This is a genomic window from Nocardioides sp. (assembly GCF_030150155.1).
Classification (GTDB): Bacteria; Actinomycetota; Actinomycetes; order Propionibacteriales; family Nocardioidaceae; genus Nocardioides.
The window spans coordinates 36,043-52,336 of the sequence record NZ_JASLGR010000030.1; the positions used below are offsets into that span (position 1 = coordinate 36,043).

The window sequence follows — 16,294 nt, forward strand, 5'->3', positions numbered from 1 at the left end:
GGCGACCCTGAACCGGACCTGAGGCACCCTGAGCCGCCCCGGCCGACCCGCGCGACCGATTCAGGGGTGGGTCAGGGGATCACCGCATCGCGCGCGCCGCGCCCGATGGGCGACGATGGAGCCATCATGACCCAGCAGACCTTCCCCCGGACGCCGTTGGACCCGCCGGTACGGCGTGCCACCCGCGACACCGAGAACTCGATCTTCGGGGGAGTCGCGGCGGGACTTGCCGAGCATCTGGCGGTCCCGGTGCTGTGGACGCGGGTCTCCTTCATCGTGCTGAGCGCGCTGGGCGGCTTCGGTGCCGTCTTCTACCTGGCGCTGTGGGCGGCGCTGCCTTCGCGGGACCGGTTCGAGGTCTCCACCCCGGGGGGCGAGTCCGCCTCCCGGGGCGGGCGGCGTCCCGGACCGATCCGCCGGCTGGCCGATGCCGGGCCGACCGTCGCCCTGGCGGCGCTGGGGGTGGGCGTGATCTTCATCCTCGAGGCGGTCTTCGGGCTCCGCCAGGCGTTCTGGCCGCTGCTGCTGGCCGGCGTCGGCATCGGCCTGATCTGGCGCCAGGCCGACGAGGCCCAGCGCGAGCGGTGGATCGACAGCGCCGGCCGGATCGACCCGATGCGAGTGCTGTTCGGCCGGGGCTGGCAGTCCTGGGTGCGGATCGGCGCGGGGCTGACGCTGCTGGCGCTGGCGGCGGTCTACGTCGCGGTGATGAACGCGACCGTGACCGGTCTGGGCGTCACCGTCATCCTGGTGCTGGGGGCGCTGGCCCTGATGGTCGGGCCGCTGCTGGCCCGGCTGGCTCGCGACCTCTCCGCCGAGCGCGAGGAGCGGATCCGTACCCAGGAGCGGGCCGACGTGGCCGCCCACCTGCACGACTCGGTGCTCCAGACCCTGGCCCTGATCCAGAAGAGCGCCGCGGACCCGACCGTGGTCGCCCGGCTGGCCCGCGCCCAGGAGCGGGACCTGCGGTCCTGGCTGTACGCCGGCGACGCGGACGGCCCCGAGACCCTGGCCAGCGCGCTGCGGGCGGTGGCCGCCGAGGTCGAGGACACCCGTGGCCTCACGGTGGAGGTCGTGGTCGTCGGCGACGTGGCGTTCACCGAGGAGCTGCGCCCGCTGGTCGCGGCCAGCAAGGAGGCCCTGACCAACGCGGCCAAGCACGCCGGCGTCACGCAGGTCTCGCTCTACGCCGAGGTGGGCGGCAACGAGGCCGAGGTCTTCGTCCGCGACCGCGGGGTCGGCTTCGACCGGGAGGCGATCGGCGAGGATCGGCACGGAGTCACCGATTCCATCATCGACAGGATGCGACGCCACGGTGGCGTCGCGCAGGTGCAGTCCGCGCCGGGGGAGGGCACCGAGGTGCATCTGCGGATGCCGATGCGGAGCCCGGCACGGGAGCAGGAGGACCAGGCATGAGTGAGCCAGGCATGAGTGAGACCGACGGACCCACGACGGGCGACCCGGCCGAGATCGGGGTGGTGATCGTCGACGATCACGCCATGTTCCGGCGCGGGGTGCACGCCGAGCTGGAGACCGAGATGGCGGCCGAGGCGGCTGCCACGGGTGGTCCGGGCGGATCGGGCGGATCGGGCGGATCGGGTGGCTCGGAGGCCGCGCGGCGTCCGATCACCATCCTCGGGGAGGGCGCCGACGTCGACGAGGCGGTCGCGGTGATCCGTGGGGCGTCCCCGGTCGTCGTACTCCTCGACGTGCACCTGCCCGGCGGCGGCGGGGTCGAGGTGATGCGGCGCGCGCCCGGGCCGCTCTATCTGGCGCTGTCGGTCTCCGATGCCGCCGAGGACGTGATCGGCACCATCCGCGGGGGTGCGCGCGGCTACGTCACCAAGACGATCACCGGGCCCGAGCTGGTCGATGCCGTACGCCGTGTCGCCGACGGTGACGCCGTCTTCAGCCCCCGCCTGGCCGGCTTCGTGCTCGACGCGTTCGCCGGGTCGATCGACGTCTCGGCGGTCGACGAGGACCTCGACCGGCTCTCGGAGCGCGAGCGTGAGGTGATGCGGCTGATCGCCCGCGGCTACGCGTACAAGGAGGTCGCGAAGGAGCTGTTCATCTCAATCAAGACGGTCGAGACCCACATGTCCTCGGTGCTGCGCAAGCTCCAGCTCTCCTCGCGCCACGAGCTCACCCGGTGGGCGAACGACCGCCGACTGCTGTAGTTCCTGACAGATTGTTAGGATCCGCCCATGGAGATCCTGCGCCTCATCCTGCTCACCGCTCACCTGCTCGGCTTCGCCGCCCTGGCCGGTGGCCTGCTCGCCCAGCTCGGGCAGTCGGAGCGGTCCTTCACCCAGGTCATCCGCTGGGGCGCGCGGATCGCGTTCCTGGCCGGTCTCGGCCTGGTCGGCGTGCTCGAGTCCGACGACGACGTCACGGTCAACCACGCCAAGGTCGGGATCAAGCTCCTGGTCGGCCTGGTCATCCTGGGCCTGGTCGAGGCGAACGGTCGCAAGGCCCGGGTCACCCAGGCCCTGTACTACCTCGTCCTCGGCCTGACCGTGGTGAACCTGCTGGTCGCTCTCTTCTTCAAGCCCGCCCACGGCTCCTACTGACCGACTTCCGGGTTCACCACGCGCGACTTCCGGGTTCGCCACCGCCGAGATCCGGGTTCACCACGCGCGACTTCCGGGTTCGCCACCGCCGAGATCCGGGTTCGTCACGCTTCGCCGGACAATGGGGGCATGACCGCCTTCCGTCCCGGATGGGACGCCTTCCCATCTGCCCTGTGGGAGTTCTACACGACGTACCGGCTGAGCACGCTCACCACGCTGAGACCCGACGGGCGACCGCACACGGTGCCCGTCGGGGTGATGCTCGATGCGGAGAACGAGTGCGGCTGGATCATCACCCGCGCCACGTCGCGCAAGGTGACCAACATCCTCGAGGCCGAACGCCACGGCGAGACCGCCCACGTCACCGTGTGCCAGGTCGAGCGCGGGCAGTGGTCGACCATCGAGGGCCGGGCCAGCGTCGTGCTCGATCCGGTCGGCATCGAGCGGGCGACGACGCTGTACGCCGAGCGCTACCGGCCCCCGTCATCGAACCGTGAGGGCAGGGCGGCGATCAGGATCGACATCGATCGGATCCTCTGCTCGCGCGGGCTGGTGGGATAGCCCCGCATAGGCACAGACCGAAGCGCCGCCCCTCCATGACACGGAAGGGCGGCGCTTGGTGGTGAATCCGGAAGTCGCCGGTGGTGAATCCGGAAGTCGCCGGTGGTGAATCCGGAAGTCACCGGTGGTGAACCCGGATCTCGGCGGTGGTGAACCCGGATCTCGGCGGTGGTGAACCCGGAAGTCAGCGCCAGCCGAGGCCCGGCGCCACGTGCGTCAGGAGCGACTCCATCAGGTGGACGTTGTAGTCCACCCCGAGCTGGTTCGGCACCGTCAACAGCAGGGTGTCAGCGGCGGCGATGGCCTCGTCCTCGGCGAGCTGTTCGATCAGCTTGTCGGGGGCTGCGGCGTACGTGCGGCCGAAGACGGCCCGGTAGCTGTCGATCGAGCCGATCTGGTCGCGGCTCTCGCCCTCGCCACCGAAATACATCGCGTCGGTCTCGGTGACGATCGGCATGATCGAGCGGCTGACCGAGACGCGCGGGGTGCGCTCGTGGCCGGCCTCCTTCCAGGCTTCACGGAAGACCTCGATCTGCTTGCGCTGCTGGACGTGGAACGGCTCGCCGGACTCGTCCTCCTTGAGGGTGGAGGACTGCAGGTTCATGCCGCGCTCGGCGGCCCAGCGGGCGGTGGCGTCGGAGCCGGCGCCCCACCAGATCCGGTCGCGCAGCCCCTCCGAGGTCGGCTCCAGGCGGAGCAGTCCCGGCGGGTTGGCGAACATCGGGCGAGGGCTCGGCTGGGCGAAGCCGTTCCCCTTGAGCAGCTCGAGGAAGATCTCGGTGTGGCTGCGGGCCATCTCGCTGCCCGAGTCGTCGCCTTCTGCCGGCTCGTAGCCGAAGTAGCGGAAGCCGTCGACGACCTGCTCGGGGCTGCCTCGGGAGACGCCGAGCTGGAGCCTGCCCTCGCTGATCAGGTCGGCGGCGCTGGCGTTCTCGACCATCGCCAACGGGTTCTCGTAGCGCATGTCGATCACGCCGGTGCCGATCTCGATGGTCGAGGTCTTGGCGCCGATCGCCGACAGCAGGGGGAAGGGGGCGCCGGCCTGGCGGGCGAAGTGATGCACCCGGAAGTAGGCGCCGTCGACGCCGATCTCCTCCGCCGCGACGGCGAGATCGATCGACTGCAGGAGGAAGTCCGACGCGGACCGCGTCGCGGACTGCGGGGAGGGCGTCCAGTGTCCGAAGGACAGGAAGCCGATGTTCTTGCGCTGATCGCTCACAGTCACTGGAACATTCAACTAAGGAGGAGTATTCCGGCAGCAGGGTGTGAGCGGTCCGAGATTGTCGGTGGTTCCCCCTAGGCTGGTTCCAGCATGTCTGTGATCCCTGGTCTTGAGTCCTTTGCCGCCCCGACCCCGCCACCGGCCGCTCCACGCGGTCCGAGTGCCGAGGACCTTCTCGACGGCCTGAACGAGCCCCAGCGCGCCGCCGTGGTCCACGCCGGCGCGCCGCTCCTCGTCGTCGCCGGTGCCGGTTCGGGCAAGACCCGGGTGCTGACCCGACGGATCGCCTGGCTGATCAGCCAGCGTCACGCCCACCCCGGCTCGATCCTCGCGATCACCTTCACCAACAAGGCCGCGGCCGAGATGAAGGAGCGGGTCGAGGAGCTGGTCGGCAAGCGCGCCCGGATCATGTGGGTCTCGACCTTCCACTCCGCCTGCGTGCGCATCCTGCGCAAGGAGGTCACCCGGCTGGGCTACAAGACCAGCTTCACGATCTACGACGCTCAGGACTCCAAGCGCCTGATGACGCTGGTCTGCCACGACCTCGAGCTCGACGCCAAGAAGTACCAGCCCCAGCAGGTGCTCAACTGGGTCTCGGACCAGAAGAACGAACTGCGCGGGGTGAAGGAGGCGGCCGCCGCTGCCTCCAACGGCGTCGAGGAGATCTACGCCAAGGCCTACGCGCTCTACCAGCGCCGCCTGGCCGAGGCCAGCGCCTTCGACTTCGACGACCTGATCATGACCACCGTGATGCTGATGCGGGACTTCCCCGAGGTGCGCGAGACCTGGCGGCGTCGCTTCCGCCATGTCCTGGTCGACGAGTACCAGGACACCAACCACGCCCAGTACGCCCTCGTCCACGAGCTGTGCGCCCCCAATCCGAACGAGCTCGACGGCCAGCGGGTCGACGCAGCCGAGCTGATGGTCGTCGGTGACGCCGACCAGTCCATCTACGCCTTCCGCGGCGCCAACATCCGCAACATCCTCGACTTCGAGTCAGACTTCCCCGACGCCCAGACGATCCTGCTCGAGCAGAACTACCGCTCCACCCAGACGATCCTGTCGGCGGCCAACGCGGTGATCGACTTCAACAAGGGCCGCAAGCCCAAGCGACTGTGGAGCGATGCCGGGGACGGCGAGCGGATCGTCGGGTACGTCGCCGACACCGAGCACGACGAGGCCCGCTTCGTCAGCGACGAGATCGACAGGCTCATCGACGACGGCCACCACGCCAACGACGTCGCCATCTTCTACCGGACCAACGCCCAGAGCCGCGTCTTCGAAGAGGTCTTCATCCGCACCGGCCAGCCGTACAAGGTGGTCGGGGGAGTGCGCTTCTACGAGCGCAAGGAGGTCCGCGACGCGCTGGCCTACCTGCGCGCCCTGGCCAACCCCGATGACCAGGTCAGCCTGCGTCGGATCGTCAACACCCCCAAGCGCGGCATCGGCGACCGGGCGATCGCCTCGATCAACCTCCTCGCCGAGCGTGAGGGGATCAGCTTCTGGACCGCGCTGACCCGGGCGATCGAGGCCCCCGGCCTGACCAGCCGCTCCCTGAACCCGATCAAGGCCTTCGTCGAGATGATGGAGGAGCTCGGCTCGATGGTCGCCGGCGGCGAGCGCGCCGACGTCGTCCTGGAGTCCGTGCTGGACCGCTCGGGCTACCTCGCGGCCCTGGAGTCCTCCGAGGACCCCCAGGACGCCAGCCGAGTCGACAACCTCGCCGAGCTGGTCGCCGTCGCCCGCGAGTTCGCCGACAGCCCGGTGGTCGGGCCGAGCGCCGACCCGGCCGACCTGGAGGAGGGCGCCGAGCCGCCCGTCCCGGGCCTCGACGACTTCCTGGAGCGGGTCGCGCTGGTCGCCGACTCCGACCAGATCCCCACCGACGGCGAGGGCGTCGTCACGCTGATGACGCTGCACACCGCCAAGGGCCTGGAGTTCCCGATCGTCTTCCTCACCGGCATGGAGGACAGCGTCTTCCCGCACTCCCGCGCGCTCGGTGACACCACGGAGCTGGAGGAGGAGCGCCGACTCGCGTACGTCGGCATCACCCGAGCCCGCGAACGGCTCTACATCTCCCGCGCGGTCGTGCGCAGCGCCTGGGGCGCCCCGATGCACAACCCGGCCAGCCGCTTCATCGACGAGCTCCCCGTGGATCTGATCGACTGGCGTCGAACCGCACCCGAGCAGAGTTCCTGGTCGCGGCCGGCGTACGGCGACAGCGACCGCTCCGGCGGTTCGGGCTTCGCCGGCTTCGGTGCCCCGACCGCGGCGGGGCGGCGCAACTTCAGCAGTGCCGCGCTGCGGGCCGACACCGCCTCCCGGGCCAAGAAGCCGGCCCAGATCCCGTCCCTCGACCCCGGTGACCGGGTGCTGCACCAGACCTTCGGGATGGGCACCGTGGTCTCGATCGAGGGCGTCGCGGAGAAGACGGTCGCCAACATCGACTTCGGCAGCGAGGGCGTCAAGCGGCTGCTGCTGCGCTACGCCCCGGTCGAGAAGCTCTGAGCGGCCTCGACCCGAACCCCCGAAATCAGATCAGGCCCGGCGGATCGCCGGGCCTGATCTGTCTGTCGTCGGGGTGGCTCAGGGCTGCAGGCCCTGCGCGACCAGCGCGGTGAACGGGTCCACCGGGTCGCCACCACCGGGGCGGACCTCGAGGTGGAGGTGCGGGCCGGTGACGTGGCCGGTCGCGCCGACGTAGCCGATCACCTGGCCGACGTGGACGTACTCGCCCGGGCTCACCCCGAAGCGGACCTGGTGGCAGTACCAGAGCTCGGTGCCGTCATCGAGCGTGATCACGGTGCGGTTGCCGTAGGCGCCGCTGTACTGCGCCGAGCTGACCGTGCCGTTGGCGACCGCGTGGATCGGCGTGCCGACCGGCGCGGCGAAGTCGAGGCCGGTGTGGCGGTTCGCCCACAGGCCCGAGTCGCCGAAGCGGGCGGTCAGCCGGTAGACGCCGTGCGCCATCGGCAGCTGCCACTGGTTGGCCTTGCGCTTGTCGGACTGGACCTGCGCGGCGGCCTGGAGCTTGGTGAGGGCCTTCGCCATCGCCGCGGCGGTCGTGTCGGCGTCCTCGGTGCGGTTGTCGCTGCGGCTCAGGCTGGCCTCGCGGGCGCTGCCCACGACGGCGACGGCCGAGGTGCCCGACAGGGCGCCGGCCTGGTGCAGCGGGCCGGCGGAGACGTTGACCAGGTCGGTGCGACCCGACGTGACGGCACCGAGACCCGCGACGGCGAGGACGGCGACGCCGACCAGGCTGGGCAGGGACGGGATCCGCTTGATCACCGACGGCTTGGCGTCGGGACCGGCGCGGCGCTTGCCGGCCTTGGCGATCGGCAGCGCGGTGGTGGTGTCGTAGGAGAGGTCGGTGCCCGACGGACCGAAGACCATGTCGTCGGTGATCTTGGGCAGCGAGCCGGTGAAGTCCTCGGTCAGTGCGTAGGGGAGCGCGCCGGTGTCCTCGGGGGACTCCGCAGCGAACAGCTCCCAGCCGACGGGCTGGCGCGGCTCGGGCATCCCGGCCAGGGCCAGTGCGGCCTCGGCACGGGCGAGCGGGGACTCGACCTCGAGCGGCGCGGCGGGCGCCGGGACGACCGCAGCAGTCGGCACGGGGGCCGCCTCACTACGGATCGCGCGGCGGCCGACGTACGGCGTCACGGGGGCGCTGACGTCGAGCGCGAGCTCTCCGGTCTCAGCAGAGCGTCGGGCGCGTTTGCCGGCGTTCGGGGTCACCGAGGCATGGCTCGGTTGATCGACGGCCGCATTGGCCCGGTGGGATCCCACAGTTCACATCTCCGCTGCTCGGGTTCAGACGGCGAGAACCGACCTTAGCCGACGGGTCCCAGCGGCTGTAAATCGTTCTGCCGGGTAAATGTGGGTGCAGATGGACAAATTTGGGGAGAAACGGACCGAACGGGGCTGGTTCGCACGCCGATGGGCTAGGCGAACCGGGACGTGGCGTACGTCACGCTGTGGGACCTGGATGGTTACAGGAGGCCTTGACAGGTCTAGAGTCGCGGGGGGCCAAACGAGGTCATCGTTCGGCTCGCCGACTTACTCAACAGAAGTGGTGGATCCGTGGATCTGATGGAGTACCAGGCGAAGCAGCTCTTCGCCAAGCATGGTGTGGCTACCACCCTCGGCGTTGTCGTGGAGACCGCTGAGGACGCGAAGGCCGCTGCCGAAAAGATCGGCGGCGTGACCGTCATCAAGGCTCAGGTCAAGGCCGGTGGCCGTGGCAAGGCCGGTGGCGTCAAGCTCGCCAAGACCCCCGACGAGGCGTTCGAGTACGCCACGAACATCCTTGGCATGGAGATCAAGGGCCTCACGGTCAACCGTGTCCTGGTCACGCCGGCCACCCCGCCGGAGGAGGAGTACTACTTCTCGTTCCTGCTCGACCGCTCGAACCGCCAGTACCTGTGCATCGCATCGGTCGAGGGTGGCGTCGAGATCGAGGAGGTCGCCAAGACCAACCCCGACGCCGTCAAGCAGATCGGCATCGACCCGGGCAAGGGCGTCGACGAGGCCAAGGCCCGTGAGATCGCCACCGAGGCGAAGTTCCCCGAGGCTGTGTTCGAGCAGGCCGTGGAGATGATCCAGGCCCTCTACACCGTCTTCGTCGAAGAGGACGCGACCCTCGTCGAGGTCAACCCGCTCGCTCGCCTCGCCGGCGACAAGCTGGAGGCTCTCGACGGCAAGGTCTCCCTCGACGAGAACGCCTCGGAGGTGCGTCACCCCGAGCACGCCGAGTTCGAGATCCGCGAGGAGGCCGACCCGCTTGAGGCGAAGGCCAAGGACCTCGGTCTGAACTACGTCAAGCTCGACGGCCAGGTCGGCATCATCGGTAACGGTGCTGGTCTCGTCATGTCGACGCTCGACGTCGTCGCCTACGCCGGTGAGAACCACGGCGGCGTCAAGCCCGCCAACTTCCTCGACATCGGTGGCGGCGCCAACGCCCAGGTGATGGCCAACGGCCTCGACGTGATCCTCAACGACCCGCAGGTCAAGAGCGTCTTCGTCAACGTCTTCGGTGGCATCACCGCGTGTGACGAGGTCGCCAAGGGCATCGTCGGCGCGCTCGAGCTTCTCGGCGACGCGGCCACCAAGCCGCTCGTGGTCCGCCTCGACGGCAACAACGTCGAGCTCGGCCGCCAGATCCTCAACGACGCCAACCACCCGCTCGTCACGGTTGTCGACACCATGGACGGCGGTGCCGACAAGGCCGCCGAGCTGGCGAACGCCTGAGACGGGGAGAGAGAAACATGAGCATCTACCTCAACAAGGACAGCAAGGTCATCGTCCAGGGCATCACCGGCGGCATGGGTGCCAAGCACACCGCCCTGATGCTCGACTCCGGCGCTCAGATCGTCGGCGGTGTCAACGCTCGTAAGGCCGGCACCACGGTTACGCACAAGGACGCCAACGGCGCCGACGTCGAGCTGCCGGTCTTCGGCACCGTCGCCGAGGCGATGGCTGCCACCGGCGCCAACGTGTCGGTCCTCTTCGTCCCGCCGGCCTTCACCAAGGCCGCCGCGATCGAGGCCATCGACGCCGAGATGCCGCTGATCGTCGTCATCACCGAGGGCGTTCCGGTCCAGGACACCGCCGAAGTCTGGAGCTACCTCCAGGGCAAGTCCACCCGGATGATCGGCCCGAACTGCCCCGGCATCATCACCCCGGGCGAGTCGCTGGCCGGCATCACGCCGCACACCATCGCGGGCAAGGGCCCGATCGGTCTTGTCTCCAAGTCCGGCACCCTGACCTACCAGATGATGTACGAGCTGCGTGACTTCGGCTTCTCGACCGCCATCGGCATCGGCGGCGACCCGATCGTGGGCACCACCCACATCGACGCCCTCCAGGCGTTCCAGGACGACCCGGAGACCAAGGCCATCGTGATGATCGGTGAGATCGGTGGTGACGCTGAGGAGCGTGCCGCCGCCTACATCGCCGAGCACATCACCAAGCCGGTCGTCGGCTACGTCGCGGGCTTCACCGCCCCCGAGGGTAAGACGATGGGTCACGCCGGCGCGATCGTGTCCGGCTCGGCCGGCACCGCCGCCGCCAAGAAGGAGGCCCTCGAGGCCGTGGGCGTGAAGGTCGGCAAGACGCCGTCCGAGACCGCCGCCCTGATGCGGGAGATCATGCAGGGCCTCTGAGCCTGCTGATCCAGCCTCCCGAGGCTGACCAAGCACCACACGTACGCCCCGCCCGGTTTCGACCGGGCGGGGCGTTCGCGTTGGTGGTGAAACCGGAAGTCGGGGGTGGTGAACCCGGATCTGGGCGGTGGTGAAACCGGAAGTCGGGGGTGGTGAACCCGGATCTGGGCGGTGGTGAACCCGGATCTCGCGCGTGGTGAACCCGGAAGTCGGTGGTGGTGAACCCGGAAGTGGGCTAGGAGAGGGCCGCGAGCCGGTCGGCGGCCCGGTGGGTCAGGTCCACGAAGTCGCTGGTCGCGATGGTGTGGGTGCCGTCGGGCACGAAGCCGACCTGGGCGATGTGGGAGCCGACCCGGGTCAGACCCATCAGGTACGTCACGGACCGGTTGTCGGAGATCTCCGCGGTCACCCGCCACACGGCCAGGTCGCGCTGCTTGGTCGAGGTGGACTCCAGCTGCTGTACCTCGGTGCCGAGGTCGGTGCGCGGGCAGGCGGCCAGCTTGGAGCGGACGACCTTGATCAGACCGGCGGCCGCCGACGGGTTCGCCCAGGTGCCGATCGACTCGGTGAGGCCGAACTGTGCGGGCAGCGAGGTGGCGGCCGGGATCACGAAGGACCGGGTCAGGCCGTTCTTGATCCCCTTGGTGCTGAAGTCGAGGCTGTCGCACCGGGTCGCGGCGAGGTTGGTCTTTGCCGCGACCGGGTCGGTGCCGTCCCAGGGCTGGTTGACCCCGGCCACCGGCGGCAGGTCGACGGTGCTGAGCATCGCCGGGTGCTTGCCGACCGGGATCGGGGCGATGTCGGCGGTGGTCGCCTTGCCGGCACACTTGCCGGCCTGCGGCAGGGCGCACAGCTTGGTCACCGCGAGGCTGAGCAGGTCGGTGTTCTGCCCGACGGCCTTCGGGGCGGTGCGCGGCTGGGCCGTCACGATCGTGGTGGTGAGGATGCCGGTGCGGGCGACGCTGGCCACGATGGTGCGGCCCTGGTCCTCCCAGTCACGCAGCACGACCAGGGTCGCCTCGTCGCCGACGTTCCCGATCGACTGGGTGGAGATCAGCTGCACCCGGGAGTCGCTGCAGCCGGCGTACCAGGCCAGCGACGACGCCCGGGCGGCGTGGGCCTGGGTGGCGTTGCCCGAGACCTCGACGGCCTGACCCACGGTGCGGCCGTCGGAGGCCGACAGCGTGCGCATCAGGGTCGCCTGGGCGGTCCGGTCGGCGAAGCGTGCCTGCTGGCACGGCAGCACCAGACCGTCGCCGCTGGTGTTGTCCGAGGTCTGCTCGGTGGACCACTGGCCGGTTAGCTCGTTGGTGACGATGCCCTCGCTGAGCAGGTTCTGCGTCCGCAGCGGGTACGACGTCTTCGGGGCGGCCGACGTGGGGGAGTGCAGCGCGAGGGTGTGCAGGCTCGGGTGCGAGCCCGAGGAGTCGGTCGCGATCGCGCCGGCGCCGACGAAGGCCGCCACGGCGACCGTCGCACCGATAGCGGTGTGGATCCGGCGTCGACCGGTGCCGGCCCGGGTGATGATCGAGGTCCGCGGCCAGCGGACCTCGCGCAGTTCGGCGGCCATCGGCTCGAAGACCCGCAGCACGTCGGTGGCGGCGACGTCGCGGGCGATGGCGAACTTGGTGGTGGCGGTCTGGAGCTCGGCCTCGGCCCGGGCGAAGGGGAGACCGACCTCGCGGGCGATGTCGTCCAGCGGCAGCGTGGTGAGGTGGGCCAGGAGCAGGATGCGGCGCTGGGTCAGGGAGAGCTTCGCCAGGGCGCTCAGGGTGGCGCGGATGCCCTCGTCGAAGCCGCGCTCGCGGTGGAACGGGCGGGCGGTGGCGCGCCGCAGCGCGTGCCGCCAGGCCACCGGGCGGACGTAGGACTGCGGGTCCTCCAGCAGGCTGACCTTGCGCCAGTGGTGCCAGGCGACGATCAGGCTGTCGCGCACCGCCTTCTGGGCGGCGGGCAGGTCACCGGTGAGCGCCCACGTCTGCAGCAGCAAGCGCCCTCGGACGTCGTGGTAGAACGTCTCGAAGGTCGCAGCGTCGGCGGTGGTCGATGTGGCAGTCCTCATGAGCAAGGACACCGTACCCGGCGTGCCGTCGTCCGCATCAGCCGACGACAAGGTGATGATGGGGGAGATGACTTCGCTGCTCCCTCATCTCGGCCCGCAGGCCCGTGGCTCCGAGGAGATCATGGCCGACCTGCGGCACCGGCGACCGCTGGTGCTGGTGGCGACCCTCGGCGGCGTACTGGCTGCTCTGGGTGCGCTGGTAGTGCTGTGCGCCCTGGTGCTGGTGGGCTGGTTCCTGACCGACTCGGGCTCGCACGGCACGCCCGGCGACGCCGTCCAGATCGGCTCGGTCGCCTGGCTCGTCGCGCACGGCTCCGGGGTGCACGCCTCGGGCAGCCTGATCACGATGGTGCCGCTCGGCCTCGTCGGCCTGGTCGGCTGCTCGCTGTGGCGCTCGGGGGTGCGCGTCGGTGACGCGATCTCCGACCACGGCCCCGACGCCGATCGTCTCGCCGACGGGGAGCGGGACTGGACCGTCCCGATCGGCGCCGGTCTGTTCACGGTCGGCTACGCGCTGACCGTCACCATCGTGGGCACCCTGACCTCGACCACCGCGCTCGGGATCGACGTCGCCGGCGCCACGATGTGGGCCGTCGTGCTCGCTGCCGTGGTCGGTGGCCTGGGGATCAGCGTCGGCTCCGGTCGCGCGGCGATCTGGGCGATGGCGGTCCCCGGCACGATCCGGGTCGCGGCCCTGATCGCCTGGAAGGTGGTGCTGACCTGGCTGGCCGTGTGCACGGTCGCCGTGGTCGCAGCCCTCCTGCTCGACTTCTCCACCGCCGCGAACCTGATGGACCAGCTCGGCACCAGCGGCAGCCAGGGCCTGGTCTACGTCCTGGCGATGCTGCTGATCGTGCCCAACGCGGTCATCTTCGGCGGTGCGTTCCTGCTCGGTCCCGGCTTCACCGTCGGCACCGGCACCCTGGTCGCCCCCAGCGGCGTCGTCCTCGGACCGCTGCCGATGGTGCCGCTGCTCGCGGCGCTGCCCGACGCCGGACCGCAGCCGGCCTGGATGGCGTGGCTCGTCCTCGTCCCGGCCCTGGTCGCCGCCGCGGTGGTGGCCCGAGTGCAGCGCCAGCACCCCACCACGGTCTGGACCGAGGGGCTGATCCGCGGCCTGGCCGGCGGGGTCGGCGCGGGCCTGCTGTTCGGCATCCTGGCGCACTGGTCCGGTGGCGCCGTCGGACCTGGCCGGATGGTCGCCGTCGCTCCGCACGCGATGGACGCGACGGTCAAGGCGGTCACCACGATGGGCATCGGCGGGATGGTCGGTGGCCTGGCGATGACCTGGTGGCAGCGGCGTGCCGCGTCGGCCCGGTAGGGTCCCGCCTCGTGCGTGTTGTCGTCCTCGTCTCCGGGACCGGTTCCAATCTCCAGGCTCTGCTCGATGCGAGTGCCGACCCCGGCTACGGCGTCGAGATCGTCGCGGTCGGTGCCGATCGTGACCAGATCCTCGGTCTGGAGCGGGCCGAGGCGGCCGGGGTGCCGACCTTCGTCACCCGGCTGGGCGACTTCGAGAGCCGCGAGGACTGGGACGCGGCGCTGAGCGCTGCGGTGGCGTCGTACGAGCCTGACCTGGTCGTCCTGGCGGGGTTCATGAAGCTCGTCGGGGCGTCCTTCCTGGCGGCGTACGGCGGAATGACGCTCAACACCCATCCGGCGCTCTCGCCGAGCTTCCCCGGCACCCGCGGCCCGGCCGACGCCCTGGAGTACGGCGTCAAGATCACCGGTGCGACGCTCTTCGTCGTCGACGCGGGGGTCGATACCGGGGTGATCCTGGCGCAGACCGCCGTGCCGGTCGCCGAGGACGACGACGTGGCCAGCCTGCACGAGCGGATCAAGGTCGCCGAGCGCACGATGCTGGTCGACACCGTCGGCCGGGTGGCCCGCGAGGGGTTCACCGTCGAGGGTCGGCGGGTTCGCTTCGGTCAGGGCTGAGCGCCTAAACTGAGGTCAACCACGACTGGCGCGGGTGGGTCACCACCAGGGAGTGGCGTGAGTTGGCATCGTCCGCCTGGGTGCCCCCTCGTCGAGTTCACGACTGAGGAGATGCGGCATGGCCGGGCAGCAGGACACCATCAAGATCAAGCGGGCACTCGTGTCCGTCTTCGACAAGACCGGTCTCGACGACCTGGTCCGCGGCCTGGCTGAGGCCGGTGTCGAGCTCGTCTCCACCGGTGGCTCCGCCGCCCTGATCGAGTCCCTCGGCCTGCCGGTCACCAAGGTCGAGGACCTGACCGGCTTCCCCGAGTGCCTCGACGGCCGGGTCAAGACCCTCCACCCGCGCGTCCACGCCGGCATCCTGGCCGACCGTCGCCTGGCCGACCACGAGGCCCAGCTGGCCGACCTCGGCGTCGAGCCGTTCGACCTCGTCGTGGTCAACCTGTACCCGTTCGCCGCGACCGTCGCCGCCGGTGGCACCGTCGAGGAGATCATCGAGAAGATCGACATCGGCGGCCCCTCGATGGTCCGTGCCGCCGCCAAGAACCACCCGAGCGTCGCGATCATCACCGACGGCGCCGACTACGGCCGTGCCCTGGCTGCGGCCCAGGGGGAGGGCTTCACCTACGAGGAGCGCAAGGCGCTGGCCGCCAAGGCCTTCGTGCACACCGCGTCGTACGACGTGCACGTGGCCTCCTGGATGGGCTCGGTGCTCGTCGACTCGAGCGAGGGCACCGGCTTCCCGGCCTGGATCGGCGGCACGTACGACAAGGCCACCGTGCTGCGCTACGGCGAGAACCCGCACCAGGCCGCGGCGCTCTACCTCAACGGCTTCGGCCCCGAGGGCCTGGCCCAGGCCGAGCAGCTGCACGGCAAGGAGATGTCGTACAACAACTACGTCGACACCGACGCCGCCCGTCGTGCCGCCAACGACTTCGCCGAGCCGGCCGTGGCGATCATCAAGCACGCCAACCCGTGCGGCATCGCCGTGGGCGCCGACATCGCCGAGGCGCACCGCAAGGCGCACGCCTGCGACCCGGTCTCCGCGTTCGGTGGCGTGATCGCCTCCAACCGGCCGGTCTCGGTCGAGATGGCCCAGCAGGTCGCCGAGGTCTTCACCGAGGTGATCGTCGCTCCGGCGTACGAGGACGGCGCCGTGGAGATCCTGCAGGGCAAGAAGAACATCCGGATCCTGATCGCCTCGACCGAGGGCGGTAGCCCGGTCGAGACCCGTCCGATCTCCGGTGGCCTGCTGATGCAGACGGTCGACCACGTCGACGCTCCCGGGGACGACGTCTCCACCTGGACCCTGGCCACCGGTGAGGCGGCCGACGAGGCCACCCTGGCCGAGCTCGCCTTCGCCTGGAAGGCCTGCCGGGCCGCCAAGTCGAACGCCATCCTGCTGGCCGCCGATGGTGGCTCGGTCGGCATCGGGATGGGCCAGGTCAACCGGGTCGACTCCTGCAAGCTGGCCGTCGAGCGCGCCAACACCCTGGTCGAGGGGGAGGAGCGGGCCCGCGGCGCGGTCGCTGCCTCCGACGCCTTCTTCCCGTTCGAGGACGGCCCGCAGATCCTGATCGAGGCCGGGGTCAAGGCGATCGTGCAGCCGGGCGGCTCGGTCCGCGACGAGCTCACCATCGAGGCCTGCAAGGCCGCCGGGGTGACGATGTACTTCACCGGGACCCGGCACTTCTTCCACTGATCCACCGATCGCGTGATCCCTGCTCCGGTACGCCGACCGGAGTCGACCGCCCCCGGGGCTGCGCGAGCAGCCCGG

At 70.4% G+C, this 16,294-nt stretch carries 13 protein-coding genes and 1 riboswitch; of the genes, 10 read left to right on the forward strand and 3 right to left on the reverse strand.

The genetic code is table 11. From position 1 onward, the window contains the following. Window positions 1-126 precede the first annotated feature (126 nt). The 4 genes from Q1V88_RS08775 to Q1V88_RS08790 all read left to right on the forward strand — a co-directional run bounded on the left by Q1V88_RS08775 (window position 127) and on the right by Q1V88_RS08790 (window position 3,131). Window positions 127-1,416, forward strand: a complete 1,290-nt coding sequence (locus Q1V88_RS08775) for an ATP-binding protein (RefSeq protein WP_300680536.1) — start codon at window positions 127-129, stop codon at window positions 1,414-1,416. 11 nt (window positions 1,417-1,427) lie between these two features. Next, window positions 1,428-2,177: a response regulator transcription factor gene (locus Q1V88_RS08780; protein ID WP_300680538.1), complete on the forward strand. Its 750-nt coding sequence runs from the start codon at window positions 1,428-1,430 to the stop codon at window positions 2,175-2,177. 27 nt (window positions 2,178-2,204) lie between these two features. Next, the gene (locus tag Q1V88_RS08785) at window positions 2,205-2,570 is read left to right on the forward strand and encodes a hypothetical protein (protein WP_300680540.1); all 366 of its coding nucleotides are present in this window, start codon (window positions 2,205-2,207) and stop codon (window positions 2,568-2,570) included. A 129-nt stretch (window positions 2,571-2,699) separates the two neighbouring features. Further along, window positions 2,700-3,131 (forward strand): pyridoxamine 5'-phosphate oxidase family protein, encoded by a 432-nt coding sequence (locus Q1V88_RS08790; RefSeq protein ID WP_300680542.1) that lies wholly within the window; start codon window positions 2,700-2,702, stop codon window positions 3,129-3,131. Window positions 3,132-3,315: 184 nt separating this feature from the next. Here the strand turns inward: Q1V88_RS08790 and Q1V88_RS08795 are convergent, their stop codons facing one another. Further along, window positions 3,316-4,356 (reverse strand): LLM class flavin-dependent oxidoreductase, encoded by a 1,041-nt coding sequence (locus Q1V88_RS08795; RefSeq protein ID WP_300680543.1) that lies wholly within the window; start codon window positions 4,354-4,356, stop codon window positions 3,316-3,318. An 87-nt stretch (window positions 4,357-4,443) separates the two neighbouring features. Between Q1V88_RS08795 and pcrA the strand changes: the two genes are divergently transcribed. Continuing rightward, window positions 4,444-6,861: a DNA helicase PcrA gene (gene pcrA / locus Q1V88_RS08800; protein ID WP_300680545.1), complete on the forward strand. Its 2,418-nt coding sequence runs from the start codon at window positions 4,444-4,446 to the stop codon at window positions 6,859-6,861. A gap of 78 nt (window positions 6,862-6,939) precedes the next feature. Here the strand turns inward: pcrA and Q1V88_RS08805 are convergent, their stop codons facing one another. Further along, the gene (locus Q1V88_RS08805; RefSeq protein WP_300680547.1) at window positions 6,940-8,088 is read right to left on the reverse strand and encodes a M23 family metallopeptidase; all 1,149 of its coding nucleotides are present in this window, start codon (window positions 8,086-8,088) and stop codon (window positions 6,940-6,942) included. 345 nt (window positions 8,089-8,433) lie between these two features. Between Q1V88_RS08805 and sucC the strand changes: the two genes are divergently transcribed. Beyond that, window positions 8,434-9,600: an ADP-forming succinate--CoA ligase subunit beta gene (sucC, locus tag Q1V88_RS08810; RefSeq protein ID WP_300680548.1), complete on the forward strand. Its 1,167-nt coding sequence runs from the start codon at window positions 8,434-8,436 to the stop codon at window positions 9,598-9,600. 17 nt (window positions 9,601-9,617) lie between these two features. Beyond that, the gene (gene sucD, locus Q1V88_RS08815; protein WP_300680550.1) at window positions 9,618-10,514 is read left to right on the forward strand and encodes a succinate--CoA ligase subunit alpha; all 897 of its coding nucleotides are present in this window, start codon (window positions 9,618-9,620) and stop codon (window positions 10,512-10,514) included. A gap of 235 nt (window positions 10,515-10,749) precedes the next feature. Here sucD and Q1V88_RS08820 read toward each other — a convergent pair whose 3' ends face one another. Continuing rightward, window positions 10,750-12,576 (reverse strand): hypothetical protein, encoded by a 1,827-nt coding sequence (locus tag Q1V88_RS08820; RefSeq protein ID WP_300680552.1) that lies wholly within the window; start codon window positions 12,574-12,576, stop codon window positions 10,750-10,752. A gap of 67 nt (window positions 12,577-12,643) precedes the next feature. On the opposite strand from Q1V88_RS08820, the gene Q1V88_RS08825 reads away from it, so the two are divergent. The 3 genes from Q1V88_RS08825 to purH all read left to right on the forward strand — a co-directional run bounded on the left by Q1V88_RS08825 (window position 12,644) and on the right by purH (window position 16,219). Beyond that, window positions 12,644-13,897 carry a DUF6350 family protein gene (locus Q1V88_RS08825; RefSeq protein ID WP_300680553.1) on the forward strand — a complete coding sequence of 418 codons (1,254 nt, stop codon included), beginning with the start codon at window positions 12,644-12,646 and terminating at the stop codon, window positions 13,895-13,897. Window positions 13,898-13,908: 11 nt separating this feature from the next. Then, complete coding sequence (purN, locus tag Q1V88_RS08830; protein ID WP_300680555.1) at window positions 13,909-14,514, forward strand: phosphoribosylglycinamide formyltransferase; 606 nt, start codon at window positions 13,909-13,911, stop codon at window positions 14,512-14,514. A gap of 12 nt (window positions 14,515-14,526) precedes the next feature. Then, window positions 14,527-14,603, forward strand: a riboswitch (ZMP/ZTP riboswitch). 29 nt (window positions 14,604-14,632) lie between these two features. Continuing rightward, window positions 14,633-16,219 carry a bifunctional phosphoribosylaminoimidazolecarboxamide formyltransferase/IMP cyclohydrolase gene (gene purH / locus Q1V88_RS08835; protein WP_300680557.1) on the forward strand — a complete coding sequence of 529 codons (1,587 nt, stop codon included), beginning with the start codon at window positions 14,633-14,635 and terminating at the stop codon, window positions 16,217-16,219. The last annotated feature ends 75 nt before the right edge of the window (window positions 16,220-16,294 follow it).